Below are 17,071 nucleotides of genomic sequence, written 5' to 3'. Positions count from 1 at the left end.
GTGGGCTCGCGGCGTACGGGGTCGGGGGCGGCGGCCGGCGACCGCGCCGCGCGAAGACGAGCGTCGTCACGAGCAGGATCACGGCGATCGCCGCGAGCAGCGCGATCAGGATCCAGCCGAGCGAGCTGATCCCGGCGAGCCCGGTGGAGGGCGTGGCCGTGAGCGCGATCGACAGCGTGGTGGTCTTGCCCGCGCTGACCGATACGTTGTTGAAGTAGGTCTGGTAGCCCGACGCCGTCACCTCGACGGTGTGCACGCCCGCCGGCAACGTCACGGAGAAGCTGCCGCCCGAGCCGAGCACCTCCTTCGCGCCGTCGACGTAGAGGGTCGCGCCGCCCGTGCTGATCGTGCCCGAGAGCGTGCCCGTGGGGGCCGCGAACGAGACGGCCACTTCGGTGGTCGCGCCGGCTCCGGGGCTCGCGATGCCGCTCGACGGGGTCGCCGTGAAGCCGGCCGAGCTGATCGCGTAGGAGACCGAGCCCGCGGCGACGGCGATGGTCAGCGAGCCGGCGGTCGTCGTGTAGTAGGTCGTCACGCCGAACTCGGTGAGGGCGACGGTCCAGGGCGTTCCGCCCGGGAGCCCGCTCGCCGTGAAGACCAGCGAGGCCGACGCGCCGAAGGTGATCGAGAGCGTCGTGTTGCCGGTCAGCGCGGCGGAGCCGCTCGCGGGCACGGCCGTGTAGCCCGGCGCGAGTGCGCTCCAGGTGTAGTTGAGCGCCGGTAGCGAGACGTTCAGCTCGCTCGCGCCGAAGATGATCCAGGTGCCGGAGTAGCCGCCGGTCGCGCTCGTGTAGGAGAACTCCCAGCCGGAGTCCGCGGGAAGACCGGTCTCGTGGACCGTCAGCACGTAGGCCGCGATGAACGCGACGCTCGCGCTCACGTTCGCCGCGACGATCGTGATCGACTGGCTCTCGGTCGTGGCATACCAGTTGCCTTCGGCCACGGCGTAGAGCGTGTAGTCGCCGGGCAAGAGGCCCACGAGGAGGATCGAGCTCGTGTTCTCGACCTCGCCAAAGTACTCCTCGTTCGGCCCGCCGAAGGCGTACGCCTCCCAGTAGGCGTGGGCCGGAAGGCCGGACTCCGTGACGTTGAGCACGTAGGCCTTCTGGAACACCACGGTGACGACGATCGACGCGTCGGTGATCAGCGCGACCGCGTTCGCCGCGGCGAGGTACGGATCGCTCGTGTACGGGTAGTACTCCCAGGCGCCCGCGGTCTCGGAGAGGTTGACCTCCCCCGGCGCGAGCGTCTCGTTCTCGACGTAGCCGGTCTGCCAGTCGTACTGCTCCTCCGAGCCGCTCGTGTACTCGACGTAGATGCTGACGCCCCAGGAAACCCCGGCCGGCAGGCCGACCTCCTTGAACGTCATCTGGTAGACCGGCTGCGGAACGAGCGGGTAGTAGTCGCCGCCGCCGTAGTCGCAGTAGAAGTAGACCGACATGCAGATGAACGCCGCCGGCACGCCAAACTCGAGCTCGACGATCGGGTTGAACTCCACGTCGGGCAGGACGTTGTACGGGTTCCAGTAGTAGCCGTAGTCCCACCAGTAGTTGCCGCCCAGGTAGTCCCCGCCGATGATGTTCGTGACGCCGGGGGTGTAGGCGACGTTCCAGGCCTCGCTGAAGGCGTACGGGAACAGGGCGGGCAAGCTGCCGGTGTACGGATCGTAGACGAGCGAGGTCGCCGTGACGAACGTGTCGAAGATGTTGTTGTAGATCGCGTCGCAGTAGTCGCACTCGTAGGCGCCGGCCGCCCCGTAGGGTCCCGCGTCGCCCCAGTCCGCGTCGACCAGCCCGATCCCGCCCCAGTAGGCGGCGAGGGTCGCATAGGGATCGGGGGAGCTCGGGATCGACGTGTAGAACGAGCAGTTCACGATCTCGTTGTCGTAGCCCCCGTAGAGGAAGAGGCCCATGCCGGCGCCGTCGAACGTCACGCCGTTGATGTAGCTGTCCGAGGTGTTCCAGTAGGTCACGCTGCCGAGGGACTGGAGCGGCCCGTAGTACGAGGCGTAGAGCCACCAGCCTCCGACGGACCCGCCGAGGAAGTTCACGTCGTAGGAATCATTGATGAAGAACTGGAGGTCGTTGGTGCTCGGGACGCCCCAGAACGCGACCGCCAGCGCGTCGAGCGGCAGCAATGCCGTCTGGAAGCTCGGGGGGTTCACGATGTCCACCTCCTCCACGTCGTTCAGCATCACGCCGGGGAAGATGGGATACAGGTAGTCGTTCGCCGTCCCGAAGAACGGGAAGCTCGCGCAGCCGAAGTCCGAGAAGCACGGGATCGAGCCGACGTCCGCGTACTGGTTGTTCATCAACAGGTAGTTGCCAAAGCCGTCGATCCCGCTCGCGACGTACCCCGCGGCGGTCTCGTTCTGCGCCCACAGCGGCGTGTAGACGCCGGTCGTGGTGTCGGGGGTCATCGCGTACTGGTGGAAGTAGGCGCCGCTGGTCAGGTCGACCACCACCTCGAGCGGGTCGTAGTTCGCCTGCAGGAAGATCACCGTGTACTCCCCGGTCGGCAGCACGAGGCCCAGCTCGGGCCCGAGGTTGTAGAGCGAGTCCGGCGCGAGCTGGCCGGGCGCCCACTGGAAGAGCGACCAGTCCGTCGTCTGCCAGCCGGTGAAGACCGCCCCGGGTGCCACGAACATGAACGGGTCGTAGGAGTTGGTCGTCAGGACCAGGTACGGCTGGTCCACCCAGTCCGTCACCTGCGGGGCGGCGCTCACGTTCCACATCCCCCGCAGGAGGGATGGGCCCGCGGTGAGGAGCGCGCAGGCCGCGCAGGCCGCCGGGCCGTAGCCGGGGTTCGTGGCGAACGACGACCAGGCCGCGCTGACGCCGTAGGAGGTCTCGCCGGTGTCCCCGCCGACGTTGTAGGCGGACGGGACGTTCTGGAAGGCGTCCGCGCTGTCGTTGAAGTACTGCAGGGTCATGTACGTGCTCTCGGCGCCCAACAGATCGAAGTTCGATCCGCCACCGGGCCCGCCGATCATGATCTCCATGTCGTCGAGCAGCCCGATCGGGTTGTAGGCGGAGCCGGTCGCGACGTACGCCGGCACCGGCGTGGCGGCCGGGTTGCCGCCGGGCGCGAGGGAGTTGAAGATCGCGTAGTTGAACGAGCCGTACTCGACCCCGGCGCCGCTGTTCACCGAGTAGTTGAAGAACACGGCATCGCGCCCGCCGATGAGGGAGGAGTTCATCCAGAAGTTGACGGTGAACGGGTAGGAGGCCGGCATCAGGGCCGACTCCCCGTAGTAGTACACCGGGCAGACGAAGTTCCCGTCCGTGGAGTAGAAGGTGTTGCAGGCGATCGGGATCGCCGAGAAGTTCCAGATGTTGCTGACGAAGACGATCTGGTGCAGCGCGGGATAGAAGTCGAAGACGTTCTGGGTCCAGAACTGGTAGCCGTGGCTGCCCTCGATCGTGACGTTGTTGAGGACCGCGTTGACCTGGACGCCGTACTGGTCCGGCCCGCTGATGTCCGGGGAGAGGCCGGTCAGCTCCCCGGTCGAGAAGCTCGCGGCGACCTTGGTCGTGGTGAGGGTGAACGGCGTGATCACGCCGGAGACGTTGCGAAGTCCGAACTCCCCGATCCCCCAGGGGGCCGGGCCGCTCCCGTAGGAGAGTTGCACCACGCCCGAAGAGGGGGCGTGGTCCGCCGCCGCGTAGTCCGGCAGGTAGATGTCGTGGAGCGGGACGCCCCTCGATTCGAGGGACTGGAGGGTGGAAGCCGCCTGGGAACTGGCGGCGGTCTTGGCTTCGAGCGGAGTGGGAGGCGCGGGGATGGACGCGGGGGCCGAGGGGACGGCGGCGCTCGCGTGGTTCGATGGCACGGACGGGAGGGTCGAGCCCGAGGCATGGCTCGTCGCGGCCGCCACGGCCGGCATCGCGGCCGGTGCCCCCGCGGAGGGCGTCGCTGCGAGCGCCCCGCTCACGAGTCCCATCGTGGAGACGACCATCAGAACGGCTACGGCGGCGACCAGCGCTCCGGCTCGCATTTGCGCGTGCATACGCACGGATGCGTGAGAGCTCCGAGGCATAAACTTTCCCCTTCTTCTCGCAGTCGCGGAAGCGCCTCCGCGAAAACCCTTTAGGCCCGCTCGGGGAGCGCGCTCCCGTGCCGGACGATCCGCTCGATCCGATCCTCGTCCAGGTCACGATCCCCCTCCCCCTCCCGATGATCCACGCCGCGTTCACGGACCCCCGGCAGCTGACGGGCTGGCTGGCCGACCGGGCGCGGGTGGAGGCGCGGGTCGGTGGGGAGTACTACCTCGCCTGGGACGGACCCGTCGCCTTCGAGAGCACCGGTCGGATCCGGCAGCTCACGCCGGACGTCGACATCGGCTTCAGCTGGTTGGGCCCGACCGAGTTCGCGGATCTGATGAACCGGCCCGAGCCGCGCACGCACGTCTACGTGCGGCTGCAGGAGTCGCCCGAGGGGATCGACGTGACGCTCGAGCACAGCGGCTGGGGCGCGGGCGAAGCGTGGGAAGCCGCCCGCTCCTTCCACTTCCACCTGTGGGACGACCGGCTGCACCGGCTCAAGGATTACCTGATCCTGGCCGCGTACGGCTAGCCGAGCGTCGGGGCTCCGGCCGAGTAGTGGCGGCACGCCGCCTCGCCGCACACGGCGCACGGACCGCTCGCCTCGAGCCGAGCTCCGGCGGCGCCGCTCAGCGGGACCACCACCATGTGGTGCGTCGGCAGGTGGCCGCACCGGCAGCGCGCGCGCCCGGGCGCGGCCGAGGAGGCTCCCTCCGCCCACCGCCCCGCCATGGGAGCGGCCATGAGCCGGCCGGAAGCCAAAAGCGTGTTGCGCGCGAGAGGCTAATGGGCGTCGGCCCCGTCCGATATGCGTGGAGATCGGCGGGTGCCCGGTGCCGGAGGACCGACTCTATGACCTCGAGCACGACGTCTGGTACCAGCCCGAAGCGACGGGCGTCAGCGCGCGGGTCGGGCTCATCGGTCCGCTCGTGTGGTTCGCCGGACCGTTCCGGGAGGTGACGTTCCGGCCGGTCGAGGGCGTGGTCGTCCGAGGGCGGAGCGTCGCCACGATCGAGAGCGTCCGCCTCACGGGCGCCGTGCGGCTACCCGTCGACGCGACCGTGCTCGAGCGGAACGCGGCGATCGCGATCCGGCCCCGGCTGCTCAACGACGCGCCGTACGACGACGGGTGGGTCGTCCGCGTACGCCCGACCGGTCCGCCGCACGGGCTCGAGACCGCGGGTGCGATCGCCGGGCGCCTCGCCGAGCGCATCCGGGCGCAGCGGATCCGTTGCTGGCCCCAGACGCCCGACCTCGAGCTCTACGAGATCGGTCTCGAGTGCTCCGCGGTGCTGACGCTGCTCAACGAGGAGTTGCGCGCGCGCCCGGCCGGGACGGCGGTCCTCCTCGTCACCGACGATCCGACGAGCCCGATCGAGATGGAGCGCTGGGCGGACCAGACCGGCGAGCGCCTGCTCGCGCACCGTTCGGAAGGGAACCTGCACCAGTTCCTCGTCCGCAAGGAGGCGGCCCCCCGGCCGCGCCGTCCCCGCCGGGACTAGGCGCCTACGCCTTCTCGATCGGGGTGCGGACCAGGTTCCCCCACTCGGTCCACGAGCCGTCGTAGTTGCGCACGTCCGGGTACCCGAGGAGGTACTTCAGGACGAACCAGGTGTGGCTCGAGCGCTCGCCGATGCGGCAGTACGTGATCACCGGCACCTGCCCCGTGATCCCCTTGGAGCCGTAGAGGGTCTCGAGCTCGTCGCGGCTCTTGAACGTGCCATCGTCCTGGACGGCCTGGGCCCACGGGATGTTCTTCGCGCCGGGGATGTGGCCCCCGCGCTGGGCGTGCTCGGTCGGATACTCCGGGGGCGCGGTGATCTCGCCGGAGAACTCCTTGGGCCCCCGCACGTCGACCAGGCCGAGCTTGCCGGCCTTCACCTCGGGAAGGGCGGCGCGGACGTCGTCCAGGAACGCCCGCAGCTTGGCGTCCGCAGCGTGCGCCGTGAACGAGCCTGCCGGCACCTTCGGGACGTCCTTGGATAGCGGCCGGTCCTCGGCGATCCACTTCTTGCGGCCCCCGTTCAGGATCTTCAGGTGCTTGGCGCCGTAGTACGTGAACACCCAGAAGGCGAACGCGGCGAACCAGTTGTTGAAGTCGCCGTAGAGGACGAGCGTGGTGTCGGGATCGACTCCGGCCCGGTGGAACAGCGCGGTGAGCGCCTCGGAGGAGAGGATGTCACGCTTGATCGGGTCGTTGATGTCCTTGCGCCAGTCGAAGAGCACGGAGCCCGGCACGTGGCCCAGCTCGTAGTTCGCGGCCGGGTCGTAGTCGACCTCGGCGATCCGGACCTTCGGATCGTTGAGATGCTCGGCCAGCCATGCGGTGTCGACCAGGACGTCCGGATGCGCGTACGCGGCCATGGTTCTTCGCCGCGGCCCGACGCGCGTGAGGATATACCCTCGACGGAGGCTGCATTCCGCGCCTAAGGCCACCGATTTCGCGCGGGAACGGTGGCGGGACTTGAGAACCCCGCACCTTCTGCGTGCGAGCGATCAGCCGTGCCGACCGCGCTTCGGCAGCGGGGCGTCCGAGATCTCGATCGTCTCGGGGTCGAAGCCGAGGCGGGCGAGCTCGTCGCGGATGCGGGCCCGGTGGTCGCCCTGGAGGTACACCTCGCCGTCCACCACCGAGCCTCCGGTCGCGAGCCGGTTCTTGAGCGCCCGGGTCGTCTCGGCGAGGTCGACGCCGGGTGGGAAACCGCCGATCACGGTGGCGGGCTTGTTGTACCGGCGGGGCTCCGCGCGCACGCGGATCCGGGCCGTCTCGCGGTCGAGCGCGCTCAGAATCTCGTCGAACTCGTCGTTGCCCATCGCTTGGCTCTCCTACGGGCCTCCCGAGCGGGAGGAACGCCAGCATCGATCGCGCCGACCGACCGGCCCCGCGGCCGAGGGGCCGGGGCGGAATACGGAACGATCCAGGGTCGGTGAGCGCACCGCGTGTACCATGGCGGTCCCCCGCTTGAACGTTTCGCGACCGGAGGCGGATGGGGCGCAGCGGACGGGCCCCCCGGAGGGCCGCCGGCTCACCCTTCGCCCCACCGGTAGAGTCGCAGGGTGATCGTGAGCCCGACGATCGCGCTCGCCGCGAGCAGCCCGGCGTAGAGCGCCAGCTCGGTCGGCGTCGCGGGCGTGATCCCGAGCGCCCCCTGGACGAGCAGCGCGGCGTAGGTGGTCGGCAGGAACCGAGCCACGTCCTGCCACAGCGGCGGGAGGGCCGCTAGCGGGTAGTACAGCGGCGACAGCATCCCGAGGATCGTGAACGTGAGATTGCCCACCGGCCAGATCTCCCGCTGGGTGTGGATCCGGCTCGAGATCGCGATGCCGACCGACGAGAAGAGGACCCACAACGTGAAGAGGGCCACGAAGAGGGCGAGGGCGCCGAACGGCGTCAGGGGCACCCCCCGCGCGCCGCCGACCCAGGCGAGCAGCGCCGTCAGGATCGCGAGCGCGGGCAGCATCGCGATCAGGTTCGAGAACGCGATCCCGAACAGGTAGCGGACCCGGCTCAACGGGCTCGCGACGAACAGGTCCTGCAGCGAGCTCTCGATCCGCCAGAACGCGCTGTCGCCGAGCGTCCAGGAGCCGATGTTCTGCATCGTGAACAGCATCGCCCCGACGATCTCGAGCGGCAGGAGCGACGGCGGCGAGATCAGCGAGAGGAAGTACAGAAAGATGAACGGCAGGAGCACCGGGGTGATCGCTACCGCCGGGTTCCGCGAGATCCACCGCCAGCCCACGATCCCGAAGGCGGGGAGCGCGCGGCCCTCGGTCGGGACGTCGGGCAGGCGGCCCTCGACGGTCGCCATCTACTCCCCCCGCACGGTCCGCCGGGCCCAGTAGACCGCGACGGCGAACAGCGCGAGCGCCTCGACCACGAGGCCGCCGGCGGCCAGGGCCACCTCGAGCGGCGGCAGCTGGGTCACCCCGAGCACCGACTGCATCAGCGCCGCGGCCGCGCTCGGCGGCATCAGGAGCACCAACGGGCGGAGGGCGGCCGGGAAGTAGCCGAGCGGATAGAAGACCGGTGCGAGGACCCCGAAGATGTTGAAGAACAGGCTCGAGTACGCCCAGATCGCCCGGTTGTCCCGGAAGAACGTCGAGAAGATGTAGCCGATCGACGCCGCCGCGAGCCAGACGACGCCCGAGAGGCCGAGCAGCAGAAGGCCGGTCGCGACCGAGAGCGGGACGATGAGGGTGGCGAGCACGCCGAGCAGGACGACCGGCGGCAGGTAGACGATCAGGATGCCGACCGACATGCCGAGGAAGTACGCCTCGGGGGTCATCGGCCCGGCGAGGTACAGGTCGTTCGCCTTGTGGTCGATCCTCAGGTAGGCGGCCTCGTTGAGGACCCGCTGGCCCATCACGAACGTCGAGAAGAGGATCGCGCCCACGAAGGCGACCCCGAGCAGCGACGGGTCGAGGATGTAGACGAAGACGAGGATCACCGACTGGACGACCATCGAGGTCGCCATCGCCAGGCGCTCGTTCTGCTGCTGGAGCACCTCGGCCCAGAGGAACGCCGCCGTCCCCCGGAACGCCCGGGCGGCCGTCGCAGCCGGCTCAGTCCTCATCGATCGACCGTCCCACGGCCTTCAGGAACGCCTCCTCGAGCGTCACGGGGCCGACCGTGGCCGTGAGACCGCGCTCGACGGCGAGGTCCATCAGCTCGCCCAGCCGGTGCGGCAGCACGATGACGGTGAGCGCGCTCCCGTCCGCCGTGCACTCCCCGAAGGAGCGGAACGCCTCGAGCTGGCCCGCCCCGCTCGGCATCGACACCCGTAGGGTGCCGCCGACCGAGCGCTTGAGGTCCTCTGCGGTCCCGCTCACGAGGACCGAGCCCCGCTCGACGATGTAGAGGCGCTGGCTCAGGACCTCGGCCTCGTCCAGGTAGTGGGTCGTCAGCAGGATCGTCGAGCCCTTCTGCGTGAGTTCCCGCAGCGAAGCCCACACCTCGCGGCGCGCGAACGGGTCCATGCCGATCGTGGGCTCGTCCAGGAACAGGAGCGGCGCCTCCGTGGCGATGACCGTCGCGACCATCGTGCGCTGGCGCTGCCCACCGCTGAGCGTCACGGAGAGACGATCGGCGATCTCCTGGAGTCCCATGCGGCTCAGCGCCTCCTCGGTGCGGGCCTTCGCGGTCTCGCGGGAGATCCCCCGCGCCCGCAGGTACGTGTACACCTGCTCGCGCGGGGAGAGGTGGGAGAACGGCTTGCCTTCCTGCGGGACGACCGCGATGTACGGGCGCGCGCGGTCGGGCGTTCGCACAGCGTCGAGGCCAAAGATCTCGACCGATCCAGAGGTCGGGCGCAGCAAGGTCGAGGCGATCTTCAGGAACGTGGTCTTCCCCGCGCCGTTGCGGCCGAGCAGCGCCACGCGCTCGCCCCGGCGCACCTCCATGGACACCCCGACGAGCGCGGCCACCGGAGGGGCCCCGCGCGAGCGGTAGGTCTTGCGCAGGTCGATGCTCCGCAGCGCGAGCTCGCTCACGCCGGGCCCCCGTCGGCGCGGGCCCCGCCTCGCGCGCGGGCGCCCGGGGCGCGACGCGCCGGCGCGGGAGGGCCCGGGCCCGGGCGATGCGATCCAGCCGACGCCCTCGTCGAACCCCGTCCGCTAGTGCCCGCAGCCGCAGCCGCCGCCGTTCGAGGAGTTGCTGCCGCAGGACCCGCATCCCCCCGCCCGGCCGGCGGCATCCGGCTCGGGGAGGGTCGGGTTGGTGATCTTGAAGCCGGACTGGTTGAGGTCCTCGACGTAGTCGATGACCGCGCCGTCGACGAACTGGGTGCTCGTCGGATCGATGAGGAGCTGGAAGCCGTCCGCGCGGACGACCTCGTCGTCGGCCCGGGGCTTGGCGAACGCGAGCCCGAACTGCACCGCGCTGCCGCCGCCGCAGCAGCCGCCTCCGCCCGGCTGGGCGTAGACCCGGACCCCGATCTCGGGCTTCTGGCCCCGGATCAGGGTCTTGACTTGATCGACCGCCGCGGGACGGATCTCGACGTGGATCATGGAACTGACCTCGACCGAACGAGCCCGCACCTTGGCTTAAGCTCTGCGAAGCCGGGGCAGCGACAACCACCGTGTCTTCGGGGGCCGCGCCCTCGGAGTTCGGCCGTAGCGCACGCGGTGACACGGAGCGGGGGGCTCGCCCCGCGCCTAGGGACCCTTGCGGTCCTCCTCGGGGGGTGTCGCCGGCAGCGGGGCGCCGATGTCGGGCATCTCCCGCGTGCCGACGAACGTCTCGGGGAGCTCGGGCTGGCGCAGGCCGCGGGCCTGCTCCGGTCGGACCGGCGCGAGCTCCGCCGACGTGCTGCGCCAGCACAGGCGGGCGATCGCGCGGCACCACGACTCCGGCAGACCGATCGACCGACCGATCAGGTGCACGTCCTGCTTCGTCAGCTCGCCAAAGAGCGCGAGGACGACGAAGTACACCGCGAAGCACAGGACGATCACGCCGGCGAGCTCGTAACCGGTCGTGGCCGGAAGGAACCCCGGCTTGTTGAAGCGAGAGATCACGCCGAAGCTCAGCGCCGCGCCGACGCTGATTGCGATCACCGAACGCACCTGGATCCGCACGGCGATCAGGGTCTCGAGGAAGTAGGTGTTGAGCGCGATCGCCGCGCAGGAGGAAAGGAGGACGGCGATCGACGCCGAGACCAGCACGTCGCCCGCGGGCAGGAGCCCGTACGGCGGCAGGAGGAGGAACGCGGCCGCGAACAGGACCGCGACCTGGGTGCTCGTGATGTAGAGCTCGAGACGCTGGCGGCCGATGGCGTTGATCGACGACTGCATGATCTGGCTGAGCGCGAGCGGGATCGCCCCCACGACGAGGATCGCGAGCGGGATGGAGGCGGAGGCGACGTAGCGACTGCCGCCGAGCACGACCAGGAAGTTGCTGCGGTAGGTCACCAGCGCGACGACGCCCGGGACGAGGAGCAGCGAGGTGTACCGTAACGCCTGCCAGGTACCGCGACGGACCGCCTCGTACTCCTCCTGCTTGTGCAGCCCGGCGATGTAGGGGAACAGGGGGGTCGTCACCGCGGCCGGCAGCGAGAGCACCAGGATCCGGAAGCCGTTCGCGAGCAGGAACGCGTTGAGCTGGGCTGGCCCGCCGGAGAACTCGACGATGAACGGGATCATGTTCGTGACGAGGTAGTTGAGCATGAGGCTGCCCATCAGCGGCCAGGCGAACCGGAACAGGCGCGACGCCTCGAACGCGCGGAAGCGGCGGGCGCGCCGCAGGATCGCGGGCAGCGAGAAGAGCGTCGAGGCGGTGGCGCCGACGACGTAGGCGATCGTGAGGCCCTGGATCGTCGGGTCGTAGTAGGCGACGTAGATGAGCGCGGGCAGGCGGGCCAGCGCCTCGATCAGACTGGGATACTGGGCCTTGAGCGAGTTCCCCTCGCCGATGAACAGCTGGTTGTAGACCGTCGAGAACGACCACAGGACCGGCAGCGCGAGGAAGACGCCGAGCGACGTCCACTCGATGTTGCCCGCGGCGAGCTGCCGGCCGTCGACGCTCAGCGGAGCGACGACGAACAGGATGAGGCCGACGAGCCCGACCATCATCATCCGGACCAAGAGGTAGGCCGTCGTGTTGTCGGTCGCGGGCTTGCCGCGCGCGAGGTAGTAGGTGTACGCCGTGCCGAGCCTCAGGTCGCCGACGCCGTTGATCGACGAGCCGATCAGCAGGAACAGCTGGACCGTGCCGAGGAGCGCGGCCCCCTCGGTCGAGACGTTGCCGATCCGGTGGTAGAGGAAGTAGCTGGCGGCGACCCCGAGCAGCTGGATTGCCAGGCTCGCCGCGAAGACCGCGCCCGAGCTCAGCGTCAGCGAGAGCGCCTGCTTCGGCACCACCGCCTTCGTGGCGGGGGTGCCCGTCGGCGGGGTCGGGGGTTCCACGATCGGCCGAGGCTACGAGGCGGCCCCTTCCCCTTATTTAGCTCGGTCCAGCGACACGGGCACCGGCTAGCCCCCGCCCCGCGAGGTCGGGGGCACGTCGTCGGCCCGGCGCTCGAACAGCTCGATCCAGACCCCGTCCGGGTCCGACAGGAAGGCCAGGCGGGTGTCACCCTCCGCGAACGAGGGAATCCGCACGCGCGCCCCGAGCCGCTCGAGCCGTCGCACGGCGGCCTCGAGGTCGTCGACGCGGAACCCGAGGTGGTCGAGCTCGTCCCCCTCGCGGTACGGGGGCTCGCCCGGGTAGAAGTTGAGCTCGAGGACCGCCCCGGTCTCGGGGTCGTTCAGCTCCTGCCACGTCCCGCCCGCGGCCATCCGGCCGGTCGGACCGCGGCGCAGGCCGAGCCCGTCGGTGTAGAAGCGGACGGACCGCTCGAGGTCCCGCACCCGGATGCCGGTGTACTCCAGCACGCCGGCCGCTTCGACGCCGGATTATTTGAATCGGCCCCTCGCGCGGCAAGGCCGGGGTGCCGACGGGTCACCGGGCCCACGCGGGGTGGACGGAGCGCGCGGGGAGAGGTGGGAGCAGGGGGATTTGAACCCCCATATGCGGGTCTCTCCGCGCGCTCCAGTCACTCGTCACGGGGGCGCGACGCGCCCCTCCGCAGACCCGTTCAGTGTGCAGGGGACCGATCGGTCACCCTGACTGGAGCCCGCTGGTCTGCCAAGTTAGCCTATGCTCCCTCCGATCTCCCCGGGAGGCCCGGGAAAGATAGCGTTTGTTGTGGTCCGGTGGGCGCGCGCCGATACGACGTCCGTCCGACACGTCGCGCGCGCAATCCTTATTTGAAATGGTATTTGTCCTGATTCTCATGTCATTGAACGATCCGCCGGTCCCTGTCGCGGCCCCCCGTCGTGCGTCGCTCGCTGTGGTCGCAGTGCTGCTCGTCGTGGTCGCGGGCGTCGCGGTCGCGGCCACCGCGGCCTACTACTCGACCCGGCCGGCGACGGTGGCCGGCCCCCCCGGCTCGTTGCATCTCACCGATGACCTCGGGCGGAGCGTCACCGTCCCCTACGACCCGGCCCGGATCGTCGTGCTGGGCCCGAGCATCATGGATATCGTCTACCGCCTCGGGCTCCGCAGCCATGTCGTGGGCGTCGACTGCTACGCCGCCGCGGACGGAGGGCTCGCCGAGGACTACTCGCCGGACCAGATCCAGCTCTGGCAGCTCTCGTCGTCGATGTGCGTGCAGATCGGACCGGAGTTCGCCCCGTCCACCCTGGCCGCGCTCGACCCCCAGCTCGTCCTCGCGGCCACGATCGTCTCGATCCCGGAGGTCCTCCAGATCACCGACAACCTGGGCATCCCGGTCGTGATGTTGCAACCGCCGACGCTCAGTGGCATCCTGGTCGACGACAGCCTCGTCGGGGAGATCTTCGGCGCCGGCGCGGTGGCCAACAGCCTGAACGCCGAGCTCGCCGGCGCGCTCTACAACGCGACCAACTTCACGTCGAACCAGTTCACCCTGCCGACCGTGCTGATCACCTACTCCGTCGACCCCTCCGGCTACTGGTCGTTCGGGCCCGGCACGTTCGGCACGTCGCTCATCGAGGTCGCGGGCGGCGCGAGCATCAGCGCTTCGGCGACCACGCCCTACCCGGAGCTCTCCCCGTCGCAGGTGCTGACCGACGACCCGCAACTGATCGTCTACGGGGTCGGCTTCGGCCTCAACGAGAGTACCTACGCCGCGGGACCGGACTGGTCGAGCTTCGGCGCCGTCATCAACGGCAACCTCACCGGGCTGGATTCCAACTGGCTCACCGAGCCCGACCCGACGATGATCCTCGACGGGCTCCCCGCGCTCCAGGCCGCGTTTTATCCGGGGACGGGATAGGGGGACGGGGGCGGGACGGACGGGCGCGGCGGCGGTCGCCGCCCGGCGGCGATGGCCGGCTGCCGTCGCGCTCGCCGTCGGCGGGGTCGCGCTCGTCCTCGTCTCGTCGCTGATCGGCCTACCCGACATCGCGCCGCGCCTCGGCTTCCAGATCCTCCTCCACCAGCTCAGCCACGGCTACCTCTTCCCGTCGGCGTGCGCCGGCACCGGCGTCGGACCGACCGACTGCGGGCGGTTGACGTTCATCGTCTGGGACCTCTACCTGCCGGAGGTGCTGCTCGCGCTCCTGGTCGGCGCGGCGCTCGGGCTCTCGGGAGGCGCGCTCCAGGGCGTCTTCCGCAACCCGCTGGCCGATCCGTTCCTGCTGGGGATCTCGAGTGGCGGCACCCTCGGGGCGGCGGTGCTGTACGTCTACCGGATCGGCGAGGCGAACGCGGAGCTCTACCTTCCCCTGTTCGCCTTCCTCGGCGCCAGCGCCACGGGGCTCGTCGTCCTTGCCGTCGCGAGGGGTCGCTACGGATCGGTCGAGACGCTGCTCCTGACCGGCGTGGCGATCGCGAACCTGCTCTCGGCGGTCCTCTCGCTGGTGCTGCTGTACAATCCGGTCGGCAGCGAGCAGGTGACGTTCTGGCTGCTCGGGAGTCTCGGGCTCGCGGACTGGCCGGTCGACGGGCTGGTGCTCGGTGCGGTCCTCGTGCTGGGGACCCTGCTCGCCCTGCACGGTCGCGAGCTCAATCTGCTCCAGCTGGGCTCGGACGTCGCCCAGAGCGCGGGCGTCGACGCCGCTCGGGTCCGTCAGCGCGTCCTCCTCCTCGCCGCGCTGCTCACGGGCGCCGCCGTGGCCTTCACGGGGATCATCGGTTTCGTCGGCCTCGTCTCGCCGCACATCGTGCGGCGCCTCTTCGGCAGCGACTACCGCGTCGTCCTTCCCGGCGCGGCCGTCTTCGGCGGCCTGTTCCTCCTCGCCTCCAGCGACGCGTCGTACCTCGCGTTCCCGACCTCGCTGCTGCCGATCGGCATCTTCACCGCGTTCAGCGGCGTCCCGTTCTTCCTGTACCTGCTCTACCGCCAGCGACGGTCGAGCCCGATGGGGGCCGGATGATGGCGGCGGCCCGCGCGATCGACGTCGCCGACCTCTCGGTGAGCTTCGACGGCCGCCGGGCCCTCCACGCGGTCGATCTCGAGGTCGCGCGGGGCGAGTTCGTCGCGCTCACCGGGCCGAACGGCTCGGGCAAGACGACACTCCTCCGCGCGATCCTCGGCTTCCAGGTCCCGGACGCCGGTCGCGTGCGGCTGTTCGGGGCCCCCGTCGATGCGCTCCCGATCCGGGAGCGGGCGCGACGCGTCGCCTGGGTCCCGCAGAGCGAATCGGTGCGCGACGACGTGCCCCTCGCGCAGTACGTCCTCTACGGCCGCTACGCCTACCACCACTTCCTCGACCGGGACACGGCGGCGGACCGGGCGCTCGCCCAGCGCGCGCTCTCGGACGTCGGCCTCGCCGACCGGGCGGACGATGGCCTCCTGTCGATCAGCGGCGGGGAGCGGCAGCGGGCAATCCTCGCGCGCGCGCTCGCCCAGGGCGCCCCGCTGCTCCTGCTCGACGAGCCCACCACGCACCTCGACATCGCCCACCAGTTGGACCTGCTCGGCCGGGTGCGCTCGCTCGCCCGACGCGAGGGCGTCACGGTCGTCGCCGCGCTCCACGACCTGAACCTCGCCGCGCGCTACGCCGACCGGATCGTCGTGCTCTCCCGGGGCCGGCGGGTCGCGGACGGGCCCCCCGGAACGGTGCTGTCCGAGGAGCTCCTCGCCCGCGTCTGGGGCGTGGATGCGGACCTGCGGGTCGACGAGCGGACGGGGCTCCCGTACCTCCTGCCGCGCCGGCTCGTGAGCGAGGGTCCGGCGGCTCCCGGGGCGCTCGGCCGCGGTCCGGTGCACGTCGTGGGCGGCGGCGGCGCGGGCGCGCCGATCCTCCGCGCGCTGATCGACGAGGGCTTCCGGGTCAGCGCGGGCGCGCTCCACCTGCTCGACTCCGACGCGGAGACGGCAGAGGCCCTCGGGATCGTGGCGGCGGTCGAGGCCCCGTTCGCGCCGCTCAGCGACGCGACGCGGGCGCGCCATCGGGCCCTGCTCGAGGAGGCCCGCGCCATCGTCGTCGCGCCGTTCCCGGTCGGTCCGTCCAACCTCGCGAACCTCGAGGACCTCCGGCCGTTCGTCCCGCGCATCCCGACGATCCTCCTCGAACCGCCGCCGGATCGCCCGATCGATTTCATCGGCGGCGCCGCGACGGCCGCGCGCTCCGCGCTGGTCGCGGCGGGCGCTCGGACGGTGCGCGACGTGCCCGAGGCGCTACGCGCGGTGGCGGACGCGCTGGCGGCGAACGCGCCCCGGTCGACCGCCGGCCCCGCCGATCGGCAAGAACTCTAGCGGCGGCACGTCCGGACCGCGGAGCGCCTCGAACACCCGCGGCAGCTCGCGATCCACGCTCACGAGGGTGCAGTCGACGCCGAGGCGGGTCGCCTCGGCGATCGCGGCCGCGACGCCGAAGCGGATGCGGGGACGGCGCGGGAGGACCCGTGCGAGCAGGTGGTCCGCCTCCAGGCCGAACGCGAAGAGCAGGCCGGGTGGCGCCGCGGCGACGGCCCGCGCGAGATCCCGGCGCAGGGACGGATCGCCGAGGCGATCGGCCGGCACGGCCGCGACCCACAGGTGGCCGAGCGGCAGCGGCACGATGCCCGCGAGCTCGCCGACCTCCACGATCTCGCCCGCCCGGGCGGCCGATCGCGCCCGGCCGCGGGACCCGCGGCCCGGACCGTGCCGGGCGGTCAGCCGGCCGTCGACGATCTCGAGGGCCACCGCCTCGCCGGACCGCAGCGGTGCCGCGGCGATCGCGCGGGTGGTCCGCACGATGTGCAACCGGTCGAGTCGCTCGGCGAGATCGTCGCGAACGCTGCCGAGCGCCCCGTGCAGCCAGTCGACGCCCCGGACCGTGGGCCGGTAGAGACCCCCGCGGATCTCGACGAGCCCGCGACCGCGCAGGCTGCGGAACGTGTGCGAGGCGGCCTGGACCGAGACGCCCAGGCGCTCGGCGGCCTCGCGGAGCTGGGAGATCGGATGCGCCTCGGTCTCGAAGAGGAACAACAGGTCGCTCACCGCACCGAGGCGCCGCAGCGTCGCCAGCCCCCGATGGCGGTCGGCGCGGGCTCGTGGGGACGCGGGCACGGCCGCCCCACGTAC

16 protein-coding genes and 1 tRNA gene are annotated in these 17,071 nt (G+C 71.0%); 5 read left to right on the top strand and 12 right to left on the bottom strand.

Translation table 11 applies throughout. From position 1 onward, the window contains the following. A partial coding sequence (locus VEL82_08260; protein HXW67848.1) for a thermopsin family protease occupies positions 1–3,958 on the bottom strand: 3,958 nt, incomplete at its 3' end. Positions 3,959–4,116: 158 nt separating this feature from the next. Between VEL82_08260 and VEL82_08255 the strand changes: the two genes are divergently transcribed. Then, a complete protein-coding gene (locus VEL82_08255) occupies positions 4,117–4,575 on the top strand; it encodes an SRPBCC domain-containing protein (GenBank protein ID HXW67847.1) in 459 nt (152 codons plus the stop codon). On the opposite strand, the gene VEL82_08250 is transcribed toward VEL82_08255, so the two are convergent. Further along, positions 4,572–4,787, bottom strand: coding sequence for a hypothetical protein (locus tag VEL82_08250; GenBank protein ID HXW67846.1), 216 nt, complete (start codon positions 4,785–4,787; stop codon positions 4,572–4,574). The two genes, VEL82_08255 and VEL82_08250, sit on opposite strands and share 4 nt — an antisense overlap. A gap of 89 nt (positions 4,788–4,876) precedes the next feature. On the opposite strand from VEL82_08250, the gene VEL82_08245 reads away from it, so the two are divergent. Next, positions 4,877–5,545: a hypothetical protein gene (locus VEL82_08245; protein HXW67845.1), complete on the top strand. Its 669-nt coding sequence runs from the start codon at positions 4,877–4,879 to the stop codon at positions 5,543–5,545. Positions 5,546–5,549: 4 nt separating this feature from the next. Here the strand turns inward: VEL82_08245 and VEL82_08240 are convergent, their stop codons facing one another. The 9 genes from VEL82_08240 to VEL82_08200 form a co-directional block, all read right to left on the bottom strand. Further along, positions 5,550–6,407, bottom strand: coding sequence for a sulfurtransferase (locus VEL82_08240; GenBank protein ID HXW67844.1), 858 nt, complete (start codon positions 6,405–6,407; stop codon positions 5,550–5,552). A 132-nt stretch (positions 6,408–6,539) separates the two neighbouring features. Further along, positions 6,540–6,857, bottom strand: a complete 318-nt coding sequence (locus tag VEL82_08235) for a hypothetical protein (GenBank protein ID HXW67843.1) — start codon at positions 6,855–6,857, stop codon at positions 6,540–6,542. A 212-nt stretch (positions 6,858–7,069) separates the two neighbouring features. After that, positions 7,070–7,852 carry an ABC transporter permease gene (locus VEL82_08230; protein ID HXW67842.1) on the bottom strand — a complete coding sequence of 261 codons (783 nt, stop codon included), beginning with the start codon at positions 7,850–7,852 and terminating at the stop codon, positions 7,070–7,072. Beyond that, complete coding sequence (locus VEL82_08225) at positions 7,853–8,617, bottom strand: hypothetical protein (GenBank protein HXW67841.1); 765 nt, start codon at positions 8,615–8,617, stop codon at positions 7,853–7,855. It lies immediately after the preceding gene. Continuing rightward, the gene (locus VEL82_08220; protein HXW67840.1) at positions 8,607–9,533 is read right to left on the bottom strand and encodes an ABC transporter ATP-binding protein; all 927 of its coding nucleotides are present in this window, start codon (positions 9,531–9,533) and stop codon (positions 8,607–8,609) included. The genes VEL82_08225 and VEL82_08220 overlap by 11 nt, the downstream gene beginning before the upstream one ends. 123 nt (positions 9,534–9,656) lie before the next feature. Continuing rightward, the gene (locus VEL82_08215; protein HXW67839.1) at positions 9,657–10,049 is read right to left on the bottom strand and encodes an iron-sulfur cluster assembly accessory protein; all 393 of its coding nucleotides are present in this window, start codon (positions 10,047–10,049) and stop codon (positions 9,657–9,659) included. 147 nt (positions 10,050–10,196) lie between these two features. Then, positions 10,197–11,942, bottom strand: a complete 1,746-nt coding sequence (locus tag VEL82_08210) for an oligosaccharide flippase family protein (GenBank protein ID HXW67838.1) — start codon at positions 11,940–11,942, stop codon at positions 10,197–10,199. Between the two features lie 66 nt (positions 11,943–12,008). Next, positions 12,009–12,410 carry a VOC family protein gene (locus tag VEL82_08205; GenBank protein HXW67837.1) on the bottom strand — a complete coding sequence of 134 codons (402 nt, stop codon included), beginning with the start codon at positions 12,408–12,410 and terminating at the stop codon, positions 12,009–12,011. Positions 12,411–12,519: 109 nt separating this feature from the next. Beyond that, positions 12,520–12,683: transfer RNA gene (locus VEL82_08200), tRNA-Trp, on the bottom strand. A 107-nt stretch (positions 12,684–12,790) separates the two neighbouring features. Here VEL82_08200 and VEL82_08195 point away from each other — a divergent pair. Genes VEL82_08195 through VEL82_08185 form a run of 3 tightly spaced genes read left to right on the top strand, consistent with a single transcriptional unit; the run spans position 12,791 to position 16,261 of the window. After that, positions 12,791–13,834: an ABC transporter substrate-binding protein gene (locus VEL82_08195; protein HXW67836.1), complete on the top strand. Its 1,044-nt coding sequence runs from the start codon at positions 12,791–12,793 to the stop codon at positions 13,832–13,834. Further along, on the top strand, positions 13,818–14,936 hold the full coding sequence (locus tag VEL82_08190) for an iron ABC transporter permease (protein ID HXW67835.1): 1,119 nt from the start codon (positions 13,818–13,820) through the stop codon (positions 14,934–14,936). The genes VEL82_08195 and VEL82_08190 overlap by 17 nt, the downstream gene beginning before the upstream one ends. Continuing rightward, positions 14,933–16,261: an ABC transporter ATP-binding protein gene (locus VEL82_08185; protein HXW67834.1), complete on the top strand. Its 1,329-nt coding sequence runs from the start codon at positions 14,933–14,935 to the stop codon at positions 16,259–16,261. Before VEL82_08190 ends, VEL82_08185 begins: the two co-directional genes overlap by 4 nt. Here VEL82_08185 and VEL82_08180 read toward each other — a convergent pair. Continuing rightward, positions 16,184–17,056 carry a hypothetical protein gene (locus tag VEL82_08180; GenBank protein HXW67833.1) on the bottom strand — a complete coding sequence of 291 codons (873 nt, stop codon included), beginning with the start codon at positions 17,054–17,056 and terminating at the stop codon, positions 16,184–16,186. The two genes, VEL82_08185 and VEL82_08180, sit on opposite strands and share 78 nt — an antisense overlap. Positions 17,057–17,071 lie beyond the last annotated feature (15 nt).

The sequence above is a fragment of the Thermoplasmata archaeon genome (assembly GCA_035622275.1).
Classification (GTDB): domain Archaea; phylum Thermoplasmatota; class Thermoplasmata; order Lutacidiplasmatales; family UBA184; genus Lutacidiplasma.
Note: the sequence above shows the minus strand (reverse complement) of the source record. Positions and strands in the feature narration are given on the sequence as shown.